This window comes from Buttiauxella selenatireducens, from assembly GCF_031432975.1.
GTDB classification, from domain to species: Bacteria; Pseudomonadota; Gammaproteobacteria; order Enterobacterales; family Enterobacteriaceae; genus Buttiauxella; species Buttiauxella selenatireducens.
On the sequence record NZ_CP133838.1, the window covers coordinates 2068670 to 2092168 of the forward strand.

Sequence of the window (23499 nt, forward strand, 5' to 3'; positions counted from 1 at the left end):
GAGAGAAAAATGTCTGCATTAACGCCATCATCAACAAATACATCATCGGGCGACAACAAGAAAAAGTCGTCTCTGAGTCTCGGTCGCATTTGGGACAACTACGGCATGCTGGTGGTGTTTGCGGTGCTGTTTATCGCCTGCGCCATTTTCGTGCCCAATTTCTCTTCTTTCGTGAATATGAAGGGCTTGGGGCTGGCCATTTCAATGTCGGGCATGGTGGCCTGTGGCATGTTGTTCTGCCTGGCATCAGGTGATTTCGACTTGTCAGTCGCCTCCGTGATTGCCTGTGCTGGGGTCACCACGGCGGTGGTTATCAATATGACCGAAAGCCTGTGGATTGGCGTGGCGGCAGGATTGTTGTTGGGTGTGTTAAGTGGCCTGGTCAACGGTTTTGTTATCGCCAGGCTTAAAATCAACGCGCTGATTACCACACTCGCCACCATGCAGATTGTCCGCGGCCTGGCATACATTATTTCGGACGGTAAAGCGGTCGGCATCGAAGATGAGCGTTTCTTTACGCTGGGCTATGCCAACTGGTTGGGTCTGCCTGCGCCAATCTGGTTGACGGTGGGCTGCCTGATTATTTTTGGTTTCTTGCTCAATAAAACCACCTTTGGCCGCAATACGCTGGCGATTGGCGGCAATGAGGAGGCAGCTCGTCTGGCGGGTGTGCCGGTGGTGCGTACCAAAATCATCATCTTTATTCTCTCCGGGTTGGTGTCGGCCGCAGCGGGGATAATCCTTGCTTCGCGGATGACCAGCGGCCAGCCGATGACCTCGATCGGCTACGAGTTGATTGTGATTTCAGCCTGTGTGTTGGGGGGCGTATCGCTGAAAGGGGGGATCGGTAAGATTTCCTACGTGATTGCCGGTATTTTGATTCTCGGCACCGTAGAAAATGCCATGAATTTGCTGAACATTTCGCCTTTCTCGCAATATGTGGTGCGTGGGTTGATTCTGCTGGCGGCGGTTATTTTTGACCGTTACAAACAGAAAGCGAAACGGAGTGTATAGGCGTGCTCGCTCATTGCCTGTGCATCGTGAGATCTGCAATTCCGAGGTGTTTCCGTTCACCCGGACGGCTGACTATCTCTTTAAACGTTGCTAACGGTGAACGTGCCAGGTGGCTCACGCCAGCCCCCTGGCAACCCCGGCGCCCGGTTTTAAATTGCCGCTGGCGCGGTAAACCCCAGCTTATCCCCAACGTTCAGGGTCGTTCGCGACTCGCTCCCGGCGATCGCTCACTGGCGTGGTTCCCGACCACGCCCCCCTGACTTATGGGGAACACTGGGGCAATTTATACCGGGAACAAGGTCAAAACCGGTTTGGCTTTTGACGTTAGGTTTTGACGTTGACTTTGGTTCCGGCTTAAATCGCGCCGTTTTATGCCCTTCAGTCGTGGTTGAGCCGCCGGGAGCGGCGAAAGAGAGCGATCGTCGGGAACGAATCGCGAACGACCGCGAATGTTGGGTAAAAAACGGTGTTTACCGCGCAGCGGCGATTTATTTGCCGGGAGTCCGGGTTCTTAGGGTGGCGACGGTGGCCACCCTAAGACGTTCACCGGTTCGGTGGCTATATATATCGAAATACTTTGAGTGAACGGAACCATCACCGCTTCCAACATAAACAACTAAACCTCGTCTCGAAGAGATGATTGCATCCCCCCCGATTATTCCTGGAAAATTGCGACACCCGTCACCCTGTCTATACTTACATGGCTAATCATCATCACTCGTTACCGTTACGGTGGCGAAATTAACTGTGTAAGGAGGAGCCACTGGTGGCTGATGTATCTTCTGTACCACCTCTACTTTCAGGAAACCTTGCCTTTTTCTTTGACCTCGATGGCACGCTTGCAGAAATCAAACCGCACCCGGATCAAGTCACTATTCCGGCCGCAGTGCGTACGTTGCTGCAAAAAATCTCCATTATGAGCGATGGGGCACTGGCATTGATTTCAGGGCGCTCAATGGCTGAGCTCGATAAACTCGCGACGCCATTTCACTTCCCGCTTGCGGGAGTGCATGGCGCTGAGCGCCGTGACATCAATGATAAAACCCACGTTGTGACTCTACCTGAGCCTGTTGTATCTGCACTCCAGCAACAATTAACTGAAGCGCTATTGCAGTTCCCGGGGGCGGATTTAGAAGCCAAGGGCATGGCCTTTGCGCTCCATTATCGCCATGCACCCGAGGCGGCAGACGCAATCTTACAATTGGCACAGTCGATGACGCTGCGCTATCCCGAACTGGCGTTGCAGCCGGGGAAATGTGTTGTGGAGTTGAAACCGTTGGGAATTGATAAAGGTGCCGCGATCCGCGCCTTTATGCAGGAAGCGCCCTTTGCGGGTAGAACTCCTGTCTTCATAGGAGACGACCTCACGGATGAGGCGGGATTTAAACAGGTCAATGCGCTGGGAGGATTGACCATAAAAGTCGGTAGTGGTGAGACCATTGCCCATTATCGACTGGCCAATGTTCGCATGGTTTATCACTGGCTTGGAAAATTAACGCATCACATAGAACAACAAAAGTCAGCCATTTCACGGGGAGAAGATTATGAGTCGCTTAGTGGTAGTCTCTAATCGCATTGCACCACCGGATGATAAAAAAACCAGTGCCGGTGGCCTGGCGGTGGGCATTTTAGGCGCATTAAAAACGGCGGGTGGATTATGGTTTGGCTGGAGCGGCGAAGTGGGGGATCCTGATGCTGCTTTAAAAAAGACCAAGCGCGGCAACATTACCTGGGCATCCTTCAATCTCAGCCAGGAAGATTACGAAAGCTATTATCTGCAATTCTCTAACGCCGTACTTTGGCCTGCGTTTCACTACCGTTTGGATCTGGTCGATTTCCAGCGCGAAGCCTGGGAAGGCTATCGCCGGGTCAATACGTTGTTGGTCAGCAAATTAAAACCGCTACTGGAACAAGATGACATCCTGTGGGTGCATGACTACCACTTGCTGCCTTTTGCTGCTGAATGCCGTAAACAGAAGCTCGATCATCGTATCGGTTTCTTCTTACATATCCCGTTCCCCACTCCTGAAATTTTCAACGCGCTGCCGCCACATGAAGAGCTTATCGAGGCGCTGTGTGAATACGATTTGCTGGGCTTCCAGACGGAAAACGACAGGCAGGCTTTCCTCGATTGTGTCGCCTCTCAAACACGCCTCGACCATCAGGGTAAAAACCAATATCAGGCGTTCGGCAACACGTTTTGTGCCGAGGTTTACCCAATAGGTATTGAGCCGCAAGAGATCAAAAAGAACGCACAAGGGCCGTTACCTCCGAAGCTTGCGCAACTCAAAGCCGAACTGGGCAGTATCAAAAATATCTTCTCGGTGGAGCGACTGGATTATTCCAAAGGGCTGCCAGAGCGCTTCCTCGCATTTGAAGCATTGCTGGAAAACTTCCCGCAGCATCACGGTAAAATTCGCTATACGCAAATCGCACCGACCTCGCGTGGCGATGTGCAAGCGTATCAGGACATTCGTCACCAACTGGAAACTGAAGCGGGGCGCATCAATGGTAAATACGGTCAACTGGGCTGGACGCCGCTGTACTATTTAAACCAGCACTTTGACCGCAAACTGGTGATGAAAGTGTTCCGTCACGCTGATGTCGGTTTAGTCACACCGCTGCGCGATGGGATGAATCTGGTGGCGAAAGAGTATGTAGCCGCGCAAGATCCGGCAAACCCAGGTGTACTGGTGTTGTCAAAATTTGCCGGTGCGGCGCATGAGTTGTCGTCGGCACTTATCGTTAACCCCTACGACCGTGATGAAGTCGCGGCGGCACTGGACAGGGCATTAACGATGCCACTCGCCGAACGTATTGCGCGTCATAGCGAAATGATGGCGGTGATTGAGAAGAACGATATTCATCACTGGCAAAAGAGGTTTATTGGGGATTTAAAGCAGGCGGCGGCACGCAGTGATAAGTCTCATTTGGATAAAAAGGTGGCGACGTTTCCTAAGCTGGCGTGAGCCGTTTTTACTCGTGTAAGTCGAGCCCTGGAGAATGTATCAGGGAAGCTAATTTAAGCTCCCTTGATACATTTTTTATCGCGTGCAGAGGTCTTTGCTCCGGGAATCGAATGATCCGCACAATGTGAAAGAGTAATGTGTGTCTAATTTTTTCTTATACATTGCGCTAAAAGAGCATGACTTATCTTAAATCGCCCTTATCTCAGTGGGACCAACAGTACATCCACCTTGCTTGACTCCACCACAGCCTTCGCGGAGCAAATTATCTTGCTGAAAAAGGTTTGATTGTGGTTACCGCAAATCACTAAATCCACCGAACCTTTATTACAAATAGCCATTATATGCTCACTTAATTCGCCCGTAGCAATAACGGTTTGTGCAATGGGGTAATGGGCTTTCTCGATCAATTCATCAATAAAAATTTGCGTCTCTTCAAGCATTAATTCCCGAAGGTTTTCCAGCATTGGCGCGGCGAATTGATTATAGAGTTCGGGTTCTGATGCGAGTGTAATCAGTGTGATTTTCCCATTAACGGGCTGAGCAATGGAGACTGCCCGGGCCACCAATAAATGACTTTCCGGGCTGATGGCGACAGCAACCAGTATATGTTTGTAACTCATTACAACCTCCTGTTGCCTGATAACCAGACGGTTAACATTTTCCTACATCAAACACCATTTTTACGCAAGGATAGTAACCATGTAAAACGTGAGCCTGCTCATGAAAAATGATTAATAACGCTAATGTAAAATAGTTGTAATGAAAATGTAATGCATGGATTGTTCATTTATCCATCAAACTTTCGTATTATTTTTCGTACATTTACGACCAACTCGCTTTCACTGAGGATTTATTCGATTTCAACGTCAAAACATATCATTACAAGGTGTTGTGTACTGAAGATGTCGTGATTGTCAGGATTTTTGTTGGTGAATGGAAAAATGCGATATAAATCACATGACTAAGCCAGGGTCAGGACCCGTTATGAAGAGTAAGTCATTAGATTGTTAGCCAGAAGAAAACCAAATACCAGATTATCGTAACGGATATTCCCAATCTGCTCGTAAAACGCTCAATTGAAAAGTCTTTCTGATGTTTGAGGAGGATGCATAAAGTAAATATATGTGATCTACGTCACATAAACTTGAAAATTCGTCGGCACCCGCATTGTATGTCTAAAAGGCTACGAGTAGAGTTTGCGCGGAATTAGGAAAAATCTTAATTTCTTACAAAAAATTTACGCTCAGATAAAACGCACTTACAAGGACGTCTCCACCGCATTTTGTATCGGTGGTTTCAGTGCATGTTATCGGTTAAATAATGAGCTTTTTTGGTAGGTTTAATTTTAACCGGGATTTCCCGGCGACTCACGGGGTGCGGTAAAGCCGCATGGTTAAAAGTAAGTTTTTCAGGATGACAAAATGCATACATCCGAGTTGTTAAAACATATCTACGATATTAATTTGTCGTATTTACTTCTTGCGCAGCGCCTTATTAACGGCGACAAACCCTCCGCAATGTTTCGTTTGGGCGTAACAGAAGAAATGGCAAATACCCTTAGCGAATTAACCTTGCCACAAATGGTGAAATTAGCGGAAACCAATCAACTGATTTGTCAGTTCCGTTTTAGTGATAACCAAACCATCACTCGTTTAACACAAGACTCACGTGTGGATGATTTACAGCAAATTCACACCGGCATTTTGTTATCCACCCGTTTATTAAATGAGGTGTCCCCGATAGACGAGGCATCTCGCAAAAAAAGGGCGTAACAAAATGAGCGAGAAAAGTATTGTTCAGGAAGCCCGCGACATACAACTGGCGATGGAATTAATCACGCTAGGCGCTCGATTGCAGATGCTTGAGAGCGAAACACAATTAAGCCGTGGCAGACTAATCAAACTTTATAAAGAGCTCCGTGGCAGTCCTCCGCCAAAAGGTATGCTGCCTTTTTCTACCGACTGGTTTATGACCTGGGAGCAAAATATCCATGCTTCCATGTTTTGTAACACCTGGCAGTTTTTGTTACGCACCGGATTATGTTCCGGCGTTGATGCGGTGATTAAAGCTTACCGCCTGTATCTTGAACAGTGTCCGGCACAAGAAGGTGGCCCGCTATTAGCACTGACTCGCGCCTGGACACTGGTGCGTTTTGTTGAAAGCCACATGCTTGAATTGAGCAGCTGCAACTGCTGCGGGGGTAACTTTATTACCCATGCACACCAACCCGCAGGTAGCTTTGCTTGCAGTTTGTGCCAGCCTCCATCCAGAGCAGTAAAAAGACGTAAACTTTCTACGAATACTGCCGATATTATTCCACAACTGCTGGATGAACAGGTCAAACAGGCCGTTTAACAGTTCGGTGTGGATAAACACTCCAGCAGCGATAAGCCATTATCGCTGCTTTTTTTTGCCCAGCACCCGGCTGTTATCACCTCTGATTTGTGATTCCTCATCACATTTAACAGCAGAAGGATGTACTCGTGCTGATTGTAATAGGTTATCTGGTCGTTATTGCGACAGTATTCGGCGGCTATATGATGACCGGGGGTCATCTTGGCGCTCTCTATCAACCAGCTGAATTTATCATCATTGGTGGAGCAGGGGTGGGTGCCTTTATCGTGGGGAATAACGGTAAAGCAATCAAAGCGACGTTAAAAGCGTTGCCATTACTTTTCCGCCGCTCGAAATACACCAAAAGCATGTATATGGATCTCATGGCGCTGCTTTATCGCCTGATGGCGAAATCACGCCAACAGGGAATGTTCTCGCTGGAACGCGATATTGAAAACCCGAAAGAGAGTGAAATATTTGCCAGCTACCCGCGCATTTTAGCTGACGCACTGATGCTGGATTTTATTATTGATTACCTGCGTCTGATCATCAGCGGGAATATGAATTCATTTGAAATTGAAGCGCTGATGGATGAAGAAATTGAAACCCACGAAAGTGAGGCGGAAATACCCGCGAATAGCCTCGCAATAATGGGGGACTCACTCCCGGCATTCGGTATTGTGGCGGCAGTTATGGGAGTGGTTCACGCCCTGGCTTCTGCGGACCGTCCAGCGGGCGAGCTGGGTTCATTGATTGCGCACGCGATGGTGGGAACCTTTTTGGGTATTTTGCTGGCATACGGTTTTATTTCGCCGCTGGCGACCGTGTTACGTCAAAAAAGCGCCGAAACCACCAAAATGATGCAGTGCGTGAAAGTCACATTACTCTCAAGTCTTAACGGTTACGCGCCGCCTATTGCCGTCGAATTTGGTCGTAAAACACTCTATTCCAGTGAACGTCCTTCGTTCATTGAACTTGAAGAACATGTGCGTGCCGTTCGTTCGCCGAATGCGCAAGCCCGTGCCACGGAAGAAGAAGTATGAAACACAACGCGCGCCCCATTGTTGTCGTAAAACGACGCAAGCACAAAGGCCACGGCGGCGGCGCGCACGGTTCATGGAAGATTGCCTACGCAGACTTCATGACGGCGATGATGGCCTTTTTTCTGGTGATGTGGCTGATTTCAATCTCCAGCCCTAAAGAACTGGCGCAAATTGCCGACTATTTCCGTACGCCACTTTCGGCGGCTATTACCGGTGGGCAGCGTATTTCTGATAGCCAAAGCCCGATTCCTGGCGGCGGGGATGACGTAACCCAACAACAGGGCGAAGTGAAAAGACAGCCCAATATTGAAGAACTCAGAAAACGGATGGAAACCAGCCGCCTCAAGCGACTGGGAGACAAACTGGATCAACTGATTGACGCCGACCCTAAGTTGCGCGCACTGCGCCCGCATCTGCAGATTGATCTGGTTCAAGAGGGATTGCGGATACAAATTATCGACAGCCAAAACCGTCCGATGTTTAAGAACGGCAGCGCTGAAGTTGAGCCTTACATGCGCGATATTTTGCGCAGTATCGCGCCATTACTGAATGAGTTTCCTAACAGAATAAGTTTGTCGGGTCACACGGATGATTTGCCCTATGCAATGGGCGAGCGTGGTTATAGCAACTGGGAATTATCTGCTGACCGGGCAAACGCTTCGCGGCGCGAACTGATGTCAGGCGGACTTATTGACGGCAAAGTCTTACGCGTCGTGGGCATGGCATCCACTATGCGCCTGACCAACCGCGGGCCTGACGATGCGATCAACCGACGCATCAGTTTGCTGGTACTGAATAAACAAGCTGAAGAGGCCATCGTGCACGAAAACGCAGAAAGCGATAATCAGCCACTAAGCATTCTCCAACAACCTGCGGCCGTGGAACCGGCGCAGAACACATTACCGCCACAATCCGGTACGAGGTGATAGCGTGAGTATGGATATCAGCGATTTTTACCAGACATTTTTTGACGAGGCCGACGAGTTACTGGCTGATATGGAGCAACATCTGCTGAACCTGGCCCCTGAAGCGCCAGATTCAGAACAGCTAAATGCCATATTTCGTGCTGCACACTCGATCAAAGGAGGGGCGGGTACGTTCGGCTTCTCCATTTTGCAGGAAACCACGCACCTCATGGAAAACCTGCTTGACGAGGCGCGGCGCGGTGAGATGCAACTCAACACCGATATCATCAACCTGTTTTTGGAAACCAAAGATATTATGCAGGAACAGCTGGACGCTTATAAAAACTCCCTGGAACCGGATGCTGAGAGTTTCGATTATATCTGCAAAGCGTTACGCCAACTGGCGCTGGAAGCCAAAGGCGAAGCACCTGTGCCGGCCACAAAATTAACGGTTGTTGAGAAAGAAACCGTTGACGCGTTGCCTGCCAGTGACGGCCATTTACGCATTGCCATTACCGGCCTGAAAGCCAGCGAACGCAATTTGTTGCTGGAAGAGTTATCCAACCTCGGCACGGTAAGCGATGTCGAACAGGGTGAGGGTTCCGTCACCGCCACGTTAGAAACCACCGTCAGCGCCGATGACATCAGCGCGGTGCTCTGTTTTGTTATCGAACCTGAACAAATCGAGTTTCTGCCATTAATAGCGCGCAGCGCGGTTGCAGATATTGCGGCTATTGAAGAGCCGGTTGCCGTTGCGGTGAATCCGCCGCAAGTCGTGGCTGTAGGGACAAAAGAAGCCACACCTGCTGCACCTGTTTCACCGCGTAGCGAAAGAGAAAACAAAGCGCCGCGTGTCAGCGAGTCGAGCAGCATTCGTGTCGCGGTTGAAAAGGTCGATCAGCTCATTAACCTGGTGGGCGAACTGGTCATCACGCAGTCGATGTTAGCCCAACGTTCCAACGAACTTGACCCGGTTGAACACGGTGAACTGATTACCAGTATGGGTCAGTTACAACGTAACGCCCGCGATTTGCAAGAGTCGGTAATGTCTATCCGTATGATGCCAATGGAATATGTCTTCAGCCGCTTCCCGCGTCTGGTGCGTGATCTGGCTGGAAAACTGGGTAAACAGGTCGAACTGACGTTGCAGGGTAGCTCTACTGAGCTGGATAAAAGTTTAATCGAACGCATTATCGATCCGCTGACTCACCTGGTGCGTAACAGCCTCGATCATGGCATCGAATCTCCGGAAAAACGCCTCGCTGCGGGTAAATCGGCAGTGGGTAATTTGATTCTTTCGGCAGAGCATCAGGGCGGGAACATCTGCATTGAAGTGTCCGATGATGGCGCAGGCCTGAACCGTGAACGTATTCTTGCTAAAGCGCTGTCGCAAGGCATGGCCGTTCACGAAAACATGTCAGACGACGAAGTGGGAATGTTAATTTTCGCCCCTGGATTCTCGACCGCCGAGCAGGTCACTGACGTGTCCGGACGCGGCGTGGGCATGGACGTGGTGAAGCGTAACATCCAGGAAATGGGTGGCCATGTCGAAATCAAATCTCAGGCCAATGTCGGTACCACGATCCGCATTATGCTGCCGCTAACACTCGCCATTCTTGATGGGATGTCGGTTAAAGTCAGCGACGAAGTCTTTATCCTGCCGCTCAACGCGGTGATGGAATCGTTGCAGCCGAAGGAAGATGATTTACATCCTCTTGCCGGGGGCGAGCGCGTGCTGGAAGTGCGTGGCGAATACTTGCCGCTGGTTGAACTGTGGAAAGTATTTGATGTGGCTGGGGCTAAAACGGAAGCGACGCAAGGCATCGTGGTGATTTTGCAGAGTGCCGGGCGACGCTACGCGCTGCTGGTTGATCAGCTGATTGGTCAGCATCAGGTGGTGGTGAAAAACCTCGAGAGTAACTATCGCAAAGTGCCGGGTATTTCGGCCGCAACCATCCTCGGTGATGGCAGTGTGGCGCTGATTGTCGATGTTTCAGCGCTGCAAGGTTTGAATCGTGAACAACGTATGGCCGGCCACGCCGCCTAGTCCTCCGGATTTGAGAAAGGATAAGTAAATGACTGGATTAACCAATGTGACAAAAATGACCGGGGAAACGGTAGGGCAAGAGTTCCTCGTTTTCACCCTGGGCGACGAAGAGTACGGCATCGACATTTTAAAAGTGCAGGAAATCCGCGGGTACGATCAAGTCACGCGTATTGCCAACACGCCTGCGTTTATCAAAGGGGTGACTAACCTGCGCGGTGTGATTGTGCCAATTCTCGACCTGCGGATTAAGTTTGCGCAAGATGGCGTCGAATATAACGATAACACGGTGGTTATCGTGCTGAACTTCGGCCAACGTGTGGTGGGTATTGTGGTGGATGGCGTGTCGGATGTGTTGTCTCTGACTGCCGAACAAATCCGCCCGGCACCTGAATTTGCCGTGACGCTGTCGACTGAATACCTGACCGGCCTCGGCGCACTGGGCGACCGAATGCTGATTTTGGTTAATATCGAGAAGTTGCTCAATAGCGAAGAAATGGCGCTGATTGATGATGTAAGCCGCGTAGCCTAGTTTGATGAAGTCGGGTGTCGCTCACGCTAACCCGACCAGGGCAATGAGTGGTGGTTTTTAAGGGCGGATGGGCGCAAAGCGCTATCCGCCACTATCACAGGCAAATTACGCTTCTACGCGCTCGCCAGCTTCCACTTCTTCTTCCATCTCACCTTCATTTTTCGACAACATTGCCGTCGCCACACCGTTACCCAGCACGTTAATCGCTGAACGGCCCATGTCGAGGAAATGGTCAATCCCCATCAGCAGCAGGATACCCGCGACCGGAATATTAAAGCTCGGAATGGTAGCAGCCAGCACGACCAGCGCAGAACGCGGCACGCCCGCAATACCTTTAGACGCCAGCATCAATGTCAGCATCAGCACCACTATCTCGGAAAACGTCAGATGGATGTTGTAGGCCTGCGCGATAAACATGGAGGCAAAAGAGCAGTACACCATCGAACCGACCAGATTGAACGAATAACCAATCGGCAATACGAAAGACGCGATGTTACGAGAACAGCCAAAACGGGTCAGCTGATCGAGCGTTTTAGGGTAAGCCGCTTCGGAGCTGCTGGTGGTAAATGCCACCAGAACCGGATCTTTCAGCATGGCAATCAGGCGGAATACATCACGCTTGAGCACCATATAACCGACGCCAATCAGCACCATGCACGTCAGGATAATCGCCAGATAGTAACCGCCGATGAACGATGCATAGTTGAGTAAAATGCCCAACCCTTCGGTGGCTACCACAGAAGAAATCGCAGCGAAAATAGCCAGTGGTGCCACATACATGACGTAGCCCGTCACTTTGAGCATGATATGGGAAACCACATCCAGTGCCGCGACTAATGGCGTGTTGAATTTCTCACCCAGTGACGCGCCGGCAATACCGAAGAACAGCGAGAAAACTACAATTTGCAGGATTTCGTTATTCGACATTGCGCCCGCAATGCTGGTTGGAATGGTATGCGAGATAAAGGCTTTCAGGTTCATACCGCTTACCGCAAGACCGGTTTGCACATCACCGGCTGGAACCTGGAGATTCATGCCTGCACCCGGCTGCTGAAGGGTGACGATGAACAAGCCCACCAGAATCGAGAGCACTGAAGAGGAGACAAACCACACCATCGCTTTGCCACCTACGCGGCCAATGGTTGAGGTTTCACCCATCTTCATGATGCCAACGGTCAAAGTGCTGAACACCAACGGTGCGATGACCATTTTGATCAGTCGTAAAAAAATATCGGTAAACAGCGTGATGTTATCGGCATAACTTTTGATGTTGTCTGCTGCAGCGTATTCGTGAATGGCTGCGCCAGAGAGAATACCGGCGAACATGAAGAGAAGAATAAATAACGTGAGTTTGTTTGAGCTAGACAATTACGTAGTATCCCCATCGATACCCTTCATACTTCAAGCTGCATGTGCGTTGGCTACGTTCAATCACCCAAATCACTTACTCTAGTAAGCTCATCGGGATTCTCTCTCTTGCCGCCTTCCTGCAACTCGAATTATTTCGGGTATATTAATTAACAATTATTTAACTTATTGAACTATATATAATTATTATGTTTGTCCAATTTCTATTCGGCTCATAAATTGAAGCAAACTGAGTTCGGATACAACTTTTTTTTACTTTTTGTCGTATTTGTTAATTCAGCAGGCCTTATGTAACAACGTGACTACAATCACGAAAATAATATTAATATTTCCGCAAAAACAAGAGGGTGTTCCTATGGGTTTGCTGTTAATGCATTGATTATGAAGTTAAATATTTTGCAATAGTCCATTAGGCTGATTCGTTGTAAGGTTTCTGGTCATTTCTGAATACCTAATCTAAATTTCAATAAGTTAGTGGATTCAGCACCCTGGCCGTTGAAGGGGATCGGATGTGCAAACAACATGAGGCTTAACTATGAAAGCACATGCACTCTTATTGCTTTGTGGAAGTGGTTTGCTTTGCGGCATAACCGGAGCGCACGCGGTGTCCAGTAACGGGACCATTAATGCGACACTGACGCTGACCAACGGCTGCCTGATCAACGGCTCACCCGCTCAGAATGGCATCAACTTCGGTACCCTGGATTTTGGTGAGCATCCGGCAACCTTCTCAACGCTGACTACAGAGTTAGCGGGTGCCGCTGGCGGTAACAGCTTCGGCATTCAATGTACCACCGGTTCTACTTACACCGTGCAGGTGACGGGCAGCACCAACGGCGCGCCAGGAACGACCGTCGGCACCCCCGGAACGCCCGCCCGCTATCTGGTCAATACCTCTGACGCGACACAAGGTGTGGCGTACAGCATCTATAGCGACAGCGCATTCAATAATGTCATCACCAACAACACCGCGATCCCGAAAGCTTCCACCACTGATGGCGTCGACAATTACATTGTTTACGGGCGTATTCAGGGCGGGGGAGACAGCGTGACGGTGAAACCGGGGACGTACACGGACATTATTAATGTCAGCGTAACCTACTAACAAACTGACTCTTGTCTGATTTTACGGCAGGTAGCACACCTGCTGAGGGCCGCGCTTTGCATAAAATTCAGCTCTGCTTGTGGGGATTGATGGTTGCACTCCCGGTGGGCGCGGTCACTCAGCAGTCCTTTCAGGTCGGCGCGACCATCACGCCGGGATGTTCTGTCGCCAGCGGCAGCGGAAGCAATTTTGGTAGCCTGAATTTTGGTACGCACAGCGGTGTGGAAAGCGGCATCACCAGTAACGCATTCATACCCAACACCTCGCTGGCACTGGCTTGTACACCAGGTGTGGCGTTGAGTATGTCCATCGATGGCGGCAAAAATTACACCTCAGTACGCAATATGGTCCGCACCGGTAGCAGTGAAAAAGTGCCGTACCGCCTTTATACCAGCGGCGCGCTCACCGCCAATACCGAAATTCTGGTTAATCAGGCGGTGGCGATTACCTACAGCAACAGCAACAGTATTTCGTTGCCCATTTTTGGCGCGGCGCAATTAACCGGATTCAGTCCGGCAGGGGCTTATACCGACCAACTCACTGTGACGTTGTCATGGTAAAAAAGGGAGCAAACAATGATGCAATGGCGCTCGCGTACACTGTTACTCGCCGCAGGTTTGTCGGTCAGCGCGCAGGTGCTGGCGGCAGGAAACATTCTGATTTGGCCGATAGATCCCTATCTTGATGCCGATGCCAAAGCCGCGGAATTGTGGATCCAAAACCAAAGCGACACCGCCACCACCATGCAGGTGCGGGTAGTCGGCTGGCAGCAACAACAAGGACATGAAAAGTATCAACCGCAGCAGGATGTGGTCGCCAGCCCGCCGATTGTGCGTATTGAAGGAGGGGGCAAACAACTTATCCGCCTGATCAAACAAAATGTGGTGCCAGCGGGACAAGAACTGGCATACCGCATTGTGGTGGATGAAATTCCCCCGACTGTGGAAAGCGGCAATCCGCAAATGGGGCTCAAGTTGCAGATGCGCTACTCCATTCCGCTATTTTCTTATGGCGCGGGTATGGAAATCCATAAAACCGCCAGCAACCACGCGAATGCTGAATCGGAGAAACTGTCGTGGCGGGTGGTGAATGAAAATGGCCAGTCTACTTTGCAGGTCACTAATCGCGGCAATGTTCATGCGCGACTGAGTCAGGTGACATTACGCCAGGGGAGCCAAAAGCGTGCATTGACCGACGGGCTGATGGGCTACGTGTTACCGGGTAGCCAGCGTGAATGGCCGCTGCCAGCATCATTCACCCAGCCTGACCACCTGTCAGCAACGATCAATACTCGTTCCGGGCAATGGCAATCCTCTCCGGTCAATTGAGTCGATTACCCGTGGCTATGCTGATTTTATCTTTGCCGCTGTGCAGTCATGCCGCGCAGCAAGATGACGTATTGCCCCCGCCGCCGGATGCGCAATCGCTGAACCCATCGGCACCGTTCCATTTATCCCTGGTGTTCAACCAGTGGGATAGCGGGGTGGTGGTGCCGGTGACTCAACGCAGCGGGCAATTTTTTGTCAGCCGCGCAGATTTACAGCGCGCCGGATTGCCGGGGGATAAATTTAGCCATGAGGAGGTGAATGTCTCGGCACTCAACGGCGTGAAAACGCAGTACGACAGCGCCGGGCAGCGCCTGCTAATGGAGGTTCCCAACGATTGGCTGCCCAGCCAGGCTATCGCTCTTGGCAAACAGGAAGCCAGCTTCAAGCCGTTAAGCGGCAGCGGGGCGCTGCTCAATTACGACGTCTATGCCAACCATACTCAAAACAGCGGCGCTCAGGCCTCGGTTTGGCATGAGTTACGGGTATTTAGCGGCAATCTCAGCCTGTCTTCAACCGGAACCTGGCGTCAGGATTTCTCCGGCTACGATGCCGGAGGCACCGAAGGCTATCTGCGTTATGACACCACCTTAACCGGGACTGATGAAGATGAGATCATTAGCTGGTCAGCAGGGGATGTGGTGAGTGGCGCATTAAGCTGGAGTAACAGCGTGCGTATGGGCGGGATTTCAATTGGCCGCGATTTCTCGTTGCGCCCGGACTTAATTACCTATCCGCTACCGGCATTTTCCGGTGAAGCGGCGGTGCCTTCCACCGTTGATGTGTTTATCAATGGCTATCGCAGCGGCAGTACACAACTGCAACCTGGCCCTTTTACCCTGACCAATCTGCCTTACATCAATGGTTCCGGCGATGCCGTGCTGGTCACCACCGATGCGTTGGGTCGCCAGGTTTCCACCACGCTGCCGTTTTATGTTGCAAGCCAACTGCTAAAACCGGGCTTAAGCGACGGAGCGTTCACGCTCGGCAGCTTACGGCGTGACTATGGCATCGACAATTTTTCCTATGGCCCTGCGGCAGTCAGCGGTTCTTATCGTTACGGGGTGAACGATAACTGGACACTGGAAAGCCACGCAGAAGGCGCACAATCGCTGGTGTTGGGTGGCATCGGAACGCTGGTGAAACTGGGACGTTTTGGGGTGGTGAACGGGGCTTATTCGCGCAGTGAAATGCGCGGAGAGAGCGGGCAGCAGATGAACTGGGGTTATCAATACAACACCGAATGGTTCAACATCGGCACGCAACACAGCCACCGCGACCGGGGGTTTGGCAACCTCGCGCTCTATGACTCACCGGACATGTATGACGAAAACAACCAACCAATAGCCAGCCTTAGCCGCAGCACCGACCAATATTCACTCTCTTTTAATCTCGGAAGCTATGGCAACCTCGGTGCGGCATGGATTGACATCCGCAGTTTCGATAATGAAAAAACCCAACTGCTGAATCTGTCATGGAGCAAAAATCTGTGGGGAAACAGCAGTTTTTATCTCGCGGCCAGTCACGATCCCGCACAAAACGGCTGGAGTCTGGCACTGTCATTACAAGTGCCGTTTGGCACGGAAAACAGTGCCGCATTCAGTGTCGAAAGCACCCCTGATGCGGGCAGTACGCAGCGAGTCAATTACAACCATGCGATGCCAAGCAACGGCGGTTTTAGCTGGAATCTGGCATACGCGCATCAGAGCGACGCTGACGATTACCAGCAGGCCACACTTGGCTGGCGCAACAATAAAGTGGAGTTGCAGGGCGGTGTTTACGGGCAGCGCGATAACCTTACCCAGTGGGGCGAAATGTCCGGCTCGTTGGTGATGATGGATAACACTTTGCTGGCGGCCAACCGGATTAACGATGCATTTATGGTGGTCAGCACCGACGGTTATCGCGATGTGACGGTGAATTTTGAAAACCAGCCAGCCGGTACGACTGACGATGACGGCTATCTGCTGATAAGCGGTGTTTCGTCTTATTATCCGGCTAATTACAGTATCAATACGCTGAATCTGCCCGCGGATACGCGGATTAAAGAGACTGAACGCCGTGTGGCCTTACGCCGTCACAGCGGGTATTTTCTCAATTTTCCGATGGAGCAGCAGCGCGCCGCCAGCGTGATTTTGCAAGACAGCAATGGCAACGATTTACCCGTATCAAGCCAGGTGTATCGCGCTTTGCAACCTCCTTCACCGGTGGGTTATGACGGAATTGTTTACCTCGAAAACCTCAGTGATGTGAATCCACTGACGGTGACGTTGCCGGATGGTAAGCGTTGCAGCACCCAATTAACCCTGGATAAAAATCCCGATCGTAAGCTGAAAACCTACGGCCCGCTGATTTGTCGGGACGGCGCATGATTATCGGGCGCGGGTTAGGGGTTTTGCTGGCTATCATGCTGCTGCAAATCACGATGCCTGCCCACGCTGACTGCCGCTTGAGTGGTGTGAATGGTTCGTTTGGCAGCCAAAGTTCGTTTGTGGTGGGTTCCACTGTGCAAAACACCACCGCATCAATTTCCGTCGATTGCGACAAAGTGCTGAGTTTGCTCACCGCCGACTCGATAAAACTCACTTATCTTGGGGCAACGCCTGCGGTAACGGGAGTGCGCGGTTTGCTCAGACGCACCGACGATACCAGTAATCCCGATAACGTCCCGGTGGTGGTCTGCGTTCAGTCTGGATGTGCGGGGAGCAGTGAAATTCAGGTTGGGGGAAGTTACACCTGGAGTGGCACTATATTGCTGGGTTTACTGACCAGCCAGCGCTATACCTTGCCGATTTACTTGCGCACGGTGGCCGGACAAAACGTCAGCGCGGGGCCTTACAGCGTGGCGCTAAATTTCCGTATTGACTGGAATGTGTGCAATCTCGGCGTCGCGGTTTGTCTGGCTTACCAGACCGGCAGCGGCTCGCCTGGCACCACCGTATCACTGACAGTCTCCAACGATTGCAGCACGATAACCGCGCCGGCGGTCAACTTCGATAGCGCACCGCTGGTGCAAAACTTTAAAAGCGTTTCGCAAAGCATTGCTGTTACCTGCACCAAAGGCAGCACTTACACCGTGGGCGTGAGCAATGGCGCAAATGTCTCTGGCAATGTACGACGGATGAAAAGTGGCAATAACTTTATGAGTTATGAAATTTATAAATCCAATGGGACTGACCGCTGGGGGAGCCTTGGTGCAGAACGCTGGGCCAGTTCTGCATCATCTGGCTTGAGTAGCGATGGTTTACTGCGTAACTACAATTACGTGGCAAAGGTGTTGACGACGCAAACGACACCCCCCGCCGGGAGTTATACCGATACGCTGGTGGTGGATGTGGCCTTTTAGGTTGTACCACCCTCACCCCAGCCCTCTCCCTGAGGGAGAGGGAGGAACCGGATAATCCCATCATCCTCAGTAGAAGGATAACTCGATCCAGCCCCCCTCTCCCTAAGGGAGAGGGAGAATCCGATCCAGTCCCCTCTCCCTGAGGGAGAGGGTTAGGGTGAGGGGAGTAAACGAAGCGCCATCCACCCGTTGCGCCTGCAATTTCCGTTAAAGTTCCTTTTCCTCACGCCGATAACACCGATAAGAAATCATTAAAAGGGTGTTATATGTTGAACCGTATTCGCGTTGTCACCATGCTAATGATGGTGCTGGTGGTGTTCGCGCTCCTCCAACTCATCTCTGGCGGAATGTTTTTTAACTCACTCAAACAAAATAACGACAGTTTTAAAGTCTCCAGAGAGTTACGCGTTCAGCAATCCGAACTGGCGAATGCCTGGGAATTGATGCTGCAAACGCGCATTAACCTGAGCCGCTCCGCTGCCCGTATGATGATGGATGCCAGCAATGGTCAAAGTGCGGCAAAAACCGAGCTATTAAATAACGCCAAGAAAACCCTGGCGCAAGCACATACCCATTACGAAGCCTTCAAAAAAATCCCTGCGATTAATCCAGAACTTGAATCCCTGGTAAAAGGCATTGATGACGACTACCAGAACTACAACCAGGCGTTGAGCGAACTGGTGGGTTATCTGGAAAGCGGCAACATGGATGCCTATTTTGCGCAGTCCACACAAAGCCTGCAAAACACCCTTCAGACCGAATATGGCAACTACATTGCCATGAACGACCGCATGTACGAGCAGTCATTTATTGCCAGCACCCATGATTACAACTTTGCCAAATGGCAAATTGCCGCACTGGCGTTAGCGCTGTTTGCGGTTATTGTGCTGGTCTGGCTTGGCATGCGCCGCATCCTGCTGCAGCCGCTATCGGTGGTTATCGGCCATATTCGTGAAATTGCCAATGGCAACCTGACCGAAAACATCATTTCCACCGGGCGTAATGAAATCAGCGAACTGACCGCAAGCGTTCGCCATATGCAGCAAGAGTTGATTATCACCGTCGGCAGCGTGCGTGATGGATCTGACGCGATTTATAGCGGTGCCACTGAAATTGCTGCCGGAAATAACGACCTCTCTTCCCGTACAGAGCAGCAGGCTGCCTCTCTTGAAGAAACCGCAGCCAGCATGGAGCAACTCACCGCGACGGTGAAACAAAATGCTGAAAACGCCCGTCAGGCTTCACAACTTGCATTAAGCGCCTCCGAAACCGCTCAGCGCGGCGGAAAAGTGGTGGATGGTGTGGTGAAAACCATGCACGACATTGCGGGCTCCTCGAAAAAAATTGCTGACATTACCGGCGTGATTGACGGTATCGCCTTCCAGACCAACATCCTGGCGCTGAACGCCGCCGTTGAAGCAGCAAGGGCAGGTGAGCAGGGGCGCGGATTCGCGGTAGTTGCAGGCGAAGTACGCAATCTTGCACAACGCAGCGCGCAGGCGGCCAAAGAGATCAAATTACTGATTGAAGACTCTGTCTCCCGCGTTGATACCGGCTCGGTATTGGTGGAAAGCGCCGGGGAAACCATGAGCGACATCGTCAATGCGGTCACGCGTGTGACCGACATCATGGGCGAAATAGCATCCGCTTCTGATGAACAAAGTCGCGGTATCGATCAAGTTGCGTTGGCGGTTTCTGAAATGGACCGCGTGACACAACAAAACGCCTCTTTAGTGGAGGAGTCCGCGTCTGCGGCCGCCGCCCTTGAAGAACAAGCCAGCATGCTCAACCAACTGGTTGCTGCCTTCCATTTACAGGCTGAGCCTGCGGCTACACCTCCTGTTATTGCCTCGACGTCAACGGCTCCGGTACGCAAGACCAGCAAGCCGGCAGTCAGTGGGCATGACGATAATTGGGAAACTTTCTAAGCATCATTAATGGCTGTCAGACGTGCTAACTGAGGGGAATTGATGTTCAACCGTATCCGAATTTCGACCACGCTGTTGTTAATCTTGATCGTCTGCGGCGTACTGCAGATTGGGAGTAATGGACTCTCCTTTTGGGCATTCAGGGATGACTTTCAGAATTTAAAAATGGTTGAAGTCGGAAACCAGCAGCGCGACACCTTAACGCAAAGCCGTGCAGCATTGTTGCAAGCCAGTACCGCTCTAAGCCGTGCCGGTACGCTGACAGCATTGAGTTACCCGCAGGAAGATATTAAACGCCTGATGGCGAATACCCGTAGCAGCCTGAAACAGGCTGACATGCTGTTTAACCAGTTTTTGGAGATCCCTCCTTTAAATAAAGAGGGTGAAGATATGGTGGCGTCGACGAAACAAAGTTACGCCGCCTGGCGGGATGACTTGCAGCATCAGGCCACCTGGCTTGAAAGCAATCAGCTGTCTGATTTCCTCAGCGCGCCGACCCAGAAGTCACAGGATATTTTTGACGCCTACTTTAACGCCTGGCAGCAAAGCATTAATGACACCGTGGCGGCATCGAGTGCGGACAGCAAACTGAACTATCAGACCTCGGCGATTATTTTTGCCGTCGTGACGGTGATTGCGATTCTGATGCTGATTGGCTCCATCGTCTGGTCACGCAAAATGCTGGTGCAACCGTTGAACATTGTGCGCAACCATTTTGAGCATATTGCCGCAGGGGATTTGGCGCGCCCTATACATGTATTTGGGCGAAACGAAATTTCCGAGATTTTCCTCAGCCTGAAAAACATGCAACTCGCGTTGAAAGAGACCGTCTTACAAGTGCGTCAGGGCAGCAGCGCGATGCATACCGGTATCGCAGAAATTGCCGCAGGCAACAATGACCTGTCTTCACGTACCGAACAGCAGGCCGCATCGCTGGCCGAAACCGCCGCCAGCATGGAACAACTGACCGCGACAGTCAGCCAGAACGCTGACAACGCGCGCCAGGCAGCCCAACTTTCCCGCACGGCGGCGGACACTGCCCAGCAAGGCGGCCAACAGGCAGCAAATGTCGCTCGCACTATGCACGACATCGCAGGCAGCTCGAAGAAAATTGGCGATATCACCAGCGTGATTGATGGCATTGCTTTCCAGACCAACATCCTCGCGCTGAACGCCGCCGTTGAAGCGGCACGAGCGGGTGAGCAGGGGCGCGGATTTGCCGTCGTCGCAGGCGAAGTGCGCAACCTGGCAAGCCGCAGTGCGCAGGCGGCAAAAGAGATCAAAGTATTGATCGAAGAGTCGGTTAACCGCGTACAGCAGGGCTCGCAACTGGTGGATACCGCTGCCTCAACGATGGCGGAGATCGTCCGTTCAGTCACGCAGGTGAACGATATTATGGGCGAAATTGCCTCTGCCTCTGACGAACAACGTCGCGGTATCGAACAGGTGGCGCAGGCAGTCAGCCAGATGGATCAGGTCACACAACAAAACGCCGCACTGGTAGAAGAAGCGGCAGCAGCTACCGATGCGCTGGCAAACCAGGCCGAACACCTGAGCGGTGTCGTTTCGGTGTTTAATCTGGATGATGTTGCTACAGAGAGCATCAACAGAGATTTACAGGCCACTGGGGTGCTTGCCACCTCCTGATTGTGAGTAAGAAGGCGCTATGACATCACCACTGTCCACCGGACAATCGTCATTACTGTTACAGATGACACTGCGTCTACCGCTGTCCGACACGCACTTTCGTCGGATATGCCAGTTGATTTACCAGCGTGCAGGTATCGTGCTGGCCGATCATAAACGCGACATGGTTTACAACCGCCTTGTGCGCCGTTTGCGCACGTTGGGGTTGGAGGATTTCGGGCACTATTTGAGCATGCTGGAAGCCAACGGCAGTAACGCCGAATGGCAGGCGTTCGTCAATTCCCTGACCACCAACCTGACCGCGTTTTTTCGTGAGGGTCACCACTTCCCGATCCTCGCAGAACATGCGCGTAAACGGAGCGGCGAATACCGGGTTTGGAGTGCGGCGGCGTCCACGGGCGAAGAACCGTATTCCATTGCGATTACTCTCGCCGATGTTGTCGGCATGGCACCGGGCCGCTGGAAAGTCTTTGCCAGTGATATTGACACTCAGGTACTGGAGAAAGCCCAAAGTGGGGTTTATCGCCAGGATGAGCTGAAAACCCTGGCACCGCTCCAGATGCAGCGCTATTTCATGCGCGGCACCGGGCCACATGAAGGACTGGTGCGCGTCCGCAGCGACCTGGTCAGTCACATGGAATTTGCGCCGATTAATCTACTGGATAAGCAAGCGCCAATTCCAGGGCCGTTTGACGCCATTTTTTGTCGTAATGTGATGATTTATTTTGACAAAATGACACAGCAGCAAATTTTGCAGCGCTTTGTGCCGCTGCTTAAACCGGGCGGATTGCTGTTTGCCGGGCATTCGGAGAATTTCAGTAATCTCAGCCGTGAATTTTTGCTGCGAGGGCAAACGGTATACGGACTGAGTAAGGAAAGATCATGACAAAAATAACCGTGCTTTGTGTCGATGATTCCGCCCTGATGCGCCAAATCATGACAGAAATAGTGAACAGCCACGATGACATGGAAATGGTGGCGACCGCGCCAGACCCGCTGGTGGCGCGGGATTTGATCAAGAAATTTAATCCCGACGTGCTGACGTTAGATGTCGAAATGCCGCGCATGGACGGGTTGGACTTCCTCGAAAAGCTGATGCGCTTACGTCCAATGCCGGTGGTAATGGTGTCATCGCTGACCGGCAAAGGCTCGGAAGTCACATTACGGGCGCTGGAGTTGGGGGCGATTGATTTTGTCACCAAGCCGCAGTTGGGTATCCGTGAAGGGATGTTGGCGTACAGCGAAACCATTGCTGAGAAAGTACGGACTGCGGCAAAAGCTAAACTGGCGGCTCGCGCCCCGGTTGCCGCACCTACCGCACTGAAAGCCGGGCCGTTGTTAAGCTCAGAAAAACTGATAGCTATTGGTGCGTCAACCGGTGGCACTGAGGCGATTCGCCATGTGCTTCAGCCGCTACCGCTGACCAGCCCTGCGGTGTTAATTACCCAGCACATGCCGCCTGGTTTTACGCGCTCGTTTGCCGACAGGCTCAATAAGCTGTGCCAAATCGCCGTGAAAGAAGCGGAAGACGGCGAACGTGTATTGCCCGGGCATGCTTACATTGCCCCTGGCGATAAACATATGGAGCTTGCTCGCAGTGGGGCGAACTACCAAATCAAGATTCATGATGGCCCGCCCGTGAACCGGCATCGCCCGGCCGTGGACGTGCTGTTCCATTCTGTTGCGAAATACGCCGGGCGAAATGCCGTGGGCGTGATCCTCACCGGAATGGGGAATGACGGTGCCGCCGGGATGCTGGCAATGCATAAAGCCGGGGCATGGACAATCGCCCAAAACGAAGCAAGTTGTGTGGTGTTCGGCATGCCGCGTGAAGCCATTAACAGTGGTGGCGTCAGCGAAGTGGTCGATTTAAGCCAGATTAGCCAGCAGATGTTGATCAAGATTAGTGCCGGACAGGCAATAAGAATATAACCGAAGG

At 51.6% G+C, this 23499-nt stretch carries 20 protein-coding genes; 18 read left to right on the plus strand and 2 right to left on the minus strand.

The window, feature by feature from the left end; translation table 11 throughout:
• The first annotated feature begins 9 nt into the window (after positions 1-9).
• The 3 genes from araH to otsA all read left to right on the plus strand — a co-directional run bounded on the left by araH (position 10) and on the right by otsA (position 3983).
• Complete coding sequence (gene araH, locus RHD99_RS09555) at positions 10-1014, plus strand: L-arabinose ABC transporter permease AraH (protein WP_309878576.1); 1005 nt, start codon at positions 10-12, stop codon at positions 1012-1014.
• 766 nt (positions 1015-1780) lie between these two features.
• Positions 1781-2584 carry a trehalose-phosphatase gene (otsB, locus tag RHD99_RS09560; protein WP_309878577.1) on the plus strand — a complete coding sequence of 268 codons (804 nt, stop codon included), beginning with the start codon at positions 1781-1783 and terminating at the stop codon, positions 2582-2584.
• Positions 2559-3983, plus strand: a complete 1425-nt coding sequence (otsA, locus tag RHD99_RS09565) for an alpha,alpha-trehalose-phosphate synthase (RefSeq protein WP_309878579.1) — start codon at positions 2559-2561, stop codon at positions 3981-3983. The genes otsB and otsA overlap by 26 nt, the downstream gene beginning before the upstream one ends.
• Before the next feature lie 197 nt (positions 3984-4180).
• On the opposite strand, the gene uspC is transcribed toward otsA, so the two are convergent.
• Positions 4181-4603 carry a universal stress protein UspC gene (gene uspC, locus RHD99_RS09570; protein ID WP_183269615.1) on the minus strand — a complete coding sequence of 141 codons (423 nt, stop codon included), beginning with the start codon at positions 4601-4603 and terminating at the stop codon, positions 4181-4183.
• A gap of 801 nt (positions 4604-5404) precedes the next feature.
• On the opposite strand from uspC, the gene flhD reads away from it, so the two are divergent.
• From flhD to cheW, 6 genes are all read left to right on the plus strand, one after another.
• Positions 5405-5755 carry a flagellar transcriptional regulator FlhD gene (gene flhD / locus RHD99_RS09575; RefSeq protein ID WP_183269614.1) on the plus strand — a complete coding sequence of 117 codons (351 nt, stop codon included), beginning with the start codon at positions 5405-5407 and terminating at the stop codon, positions 5753-5755.
• Between the two features lie 4 nt (positions 5756-5759).
• Positions 5760-6338, plus strand: coding sequence for a flagellar transcriptional regulator FlhC (flhC, locus tag RHD99_RS09580; protein WP_183269613.1), 579 nt, complete (start codon positions 5760-5762; stop codon positions 6336-6338).
• A gap of 128 nt (positions 6339-6466) precedes the next feature.
• The gene (gene motA / locus RHD99_RS09585; protein ID WP_183269612.1) at positions 6467-7360 is read left to right on the plus strand and encodes a flagellar motor stator protein MotA; all 894 of its coding nucleotides are present in this window, start codon (positions 6467-6469) and stop codon (positions 7358-7360) included.
• Entirely contained in the window at positions 7357-8286 is a 930-nt protein-coding gene (motB, locus tag RHD99_RS09590; RefSeq protein WP_183269611.1) for a flagellar motor protein MotB, read from the plus strand. The genes motA and motB overlap by 4 nt, the downstream gene beginning before the upstream one ends.
• A 10-nt stretch (positions 8287-8296) precedes the next feature.
• Positions 8297-10312 carry a chemotaxis protein CheA gene (gene cheA / locus RHD99_RS09595; protein WP_309879128.1) on the plus strand — a complete coding sequence of 672 codons (2016 nt, stop codon included), beginning with the start codon at positions 8297-8299 and terminating at the stop codon, positions 10310-10312.
• Positions 10313-10340: 28 nt separating this feature from the next.
• The gene (cheW, locus tag RHD99_RS09600; RefSeq protein WP_183269610.1) at positions 10341-10841 is read left to right on the plus strand and encodes a chemotaxis protein CheW; all 501 of its coding nucleotides are present in this window, start codon (positions 10341-10343) and stop codon (positions 10839-10841) included.
• A 105-nt stretch (positions 10842-10946) separates the two neighbouring features.
• On the opposite strand, the gene RHD99_RS09605 is transcribed toward cheW, so the two are convergent.
• Positions 10947-12209 (minus strand): dicarboxylate/amino acid:cation symporter, encoded by a 1263-nt coding sequence (locus RHD99_RS09605; protein ID WP_309878581.1) that lies wholly within the window; start codon positions 12207-12209, stop codon positions 10947-10949.
• Positions 12210-12744: 535 nt separating this feature from the next.
• Here RHD99_RS09605 and RHD99_RS09610 point away from each other — a divergent pair.
• From RHD99_RS09610 to RHD99_RS09650, 9 genes are all read left to right on the plus strand, one after another.
• Positions 12745-13314, plus strand: coding sequence for a Csu type fimbrial protein (locus tag RHD99_RS09610; RefSeq protein WP_309878583.1), 570 nt, complete (start codon positions 12745-12747; stop codon positions 13312-13314).
• An 89-nt stretch (positions 13315-13403) separates the two neighbouring features.
• Positions 13404-13874: a Csu type fimbrial protein gene (locus tag RHD99_RS09615; RefSeq protein ID WP_309878585.1), complete on the plus strand. Its 471-nt coding sequence runs from the start codon at positions 13404-13406 to the stop codon at positions 13872-13874.
• 18 nt (positions 13875-13892) lie between these two features.
• A complete protein-coding gene (locus tag RHD99_RS09620; protein ID WP_309879130.1) occupies positions 13893-14642 on the plus strand; it encodes a fimbrial biogenesis chaperone in 750 nt (249 codons plus the stop codon).
• Positions 14618-17011 carry a fimbria/pilus outer membrane usher protein gene (locus RHD99_RS09625; protein WP_309878586.1) on the plus strand — a complete coding sequence of 798 codons (2394 nt, stop codon included), beginning with the start codon at positions 14618-14620 and terminating at the stop codon, positions 17009-17011. The genes RHD99_RS09620 and RHD99_RS09625 overlap by 25 nt, the downstream gene beginning before the upstream one ends.
• Positions 17008-17985: a Csu type fimbrial protein gene (locus RHD99_RS09630; RefSeq protein WP_309878587.1), complete on the plus strand. Its 978-nt coding sequence runs from the start codon at positions 17008-17010 to the stop codon at positions 17983-17985. Before RHD99_RS09625 ends, RHD99_RS09630 begins: the two co-directional genes overlap by 4 nt.
• Before the next feature lie 266 nt (positions 17986-18251).
• Positions 18252-19913, plus strand: coding sequence for a methyl-accepting chemotaxis protein II (gene tar / locus RHD99_RS09635; protein WP_309878588.1), 1662 nt, complete (start codon positions 18252-18254; stop codon positions 19911-19913).
• Between the two features lie 42 nt (positions 19914-19955).
• Positions 19956-21560 (plus strand): methyl-accepting chemotaxis protein, encoded by a 1605-nt coding sequence (locus tag RHD99_RS09640; protein WP_183269604.1) that lies wholly within the window; start codon positions 19956-19958, stop codon positions 21558-21560.
• A 19-nt stretch (positions 21561-21579) separates the two neighbouring features.
• Positions 21580-22446, plus strand: a complete 867-nt coding sequence (gene cheR, locus RHD99_RS09645; RefSeq protein ID WP_309878589.1) for a protein-glutamate O-methyltransferase CheR — start codon at positions 21580-21582, stop codon at positions 22444-22446.
• On the plus strand, positions 22443-23492 hold the full coding sequence (locus RHD99_RS09650; protein ID WP_309878590.1) for a protein-glutamate methylesterase/protein-glutamine glutaminase: 1050 nt from the start codon (positions 22443-22445) through the stop codon (positions 23490-23492). Before cheR ends, RHD99_RS09650 begins: the two co-directional genes overlap by 4 nt.
• Positions 23493-23499: the final 7 nt, after the last annotated feature.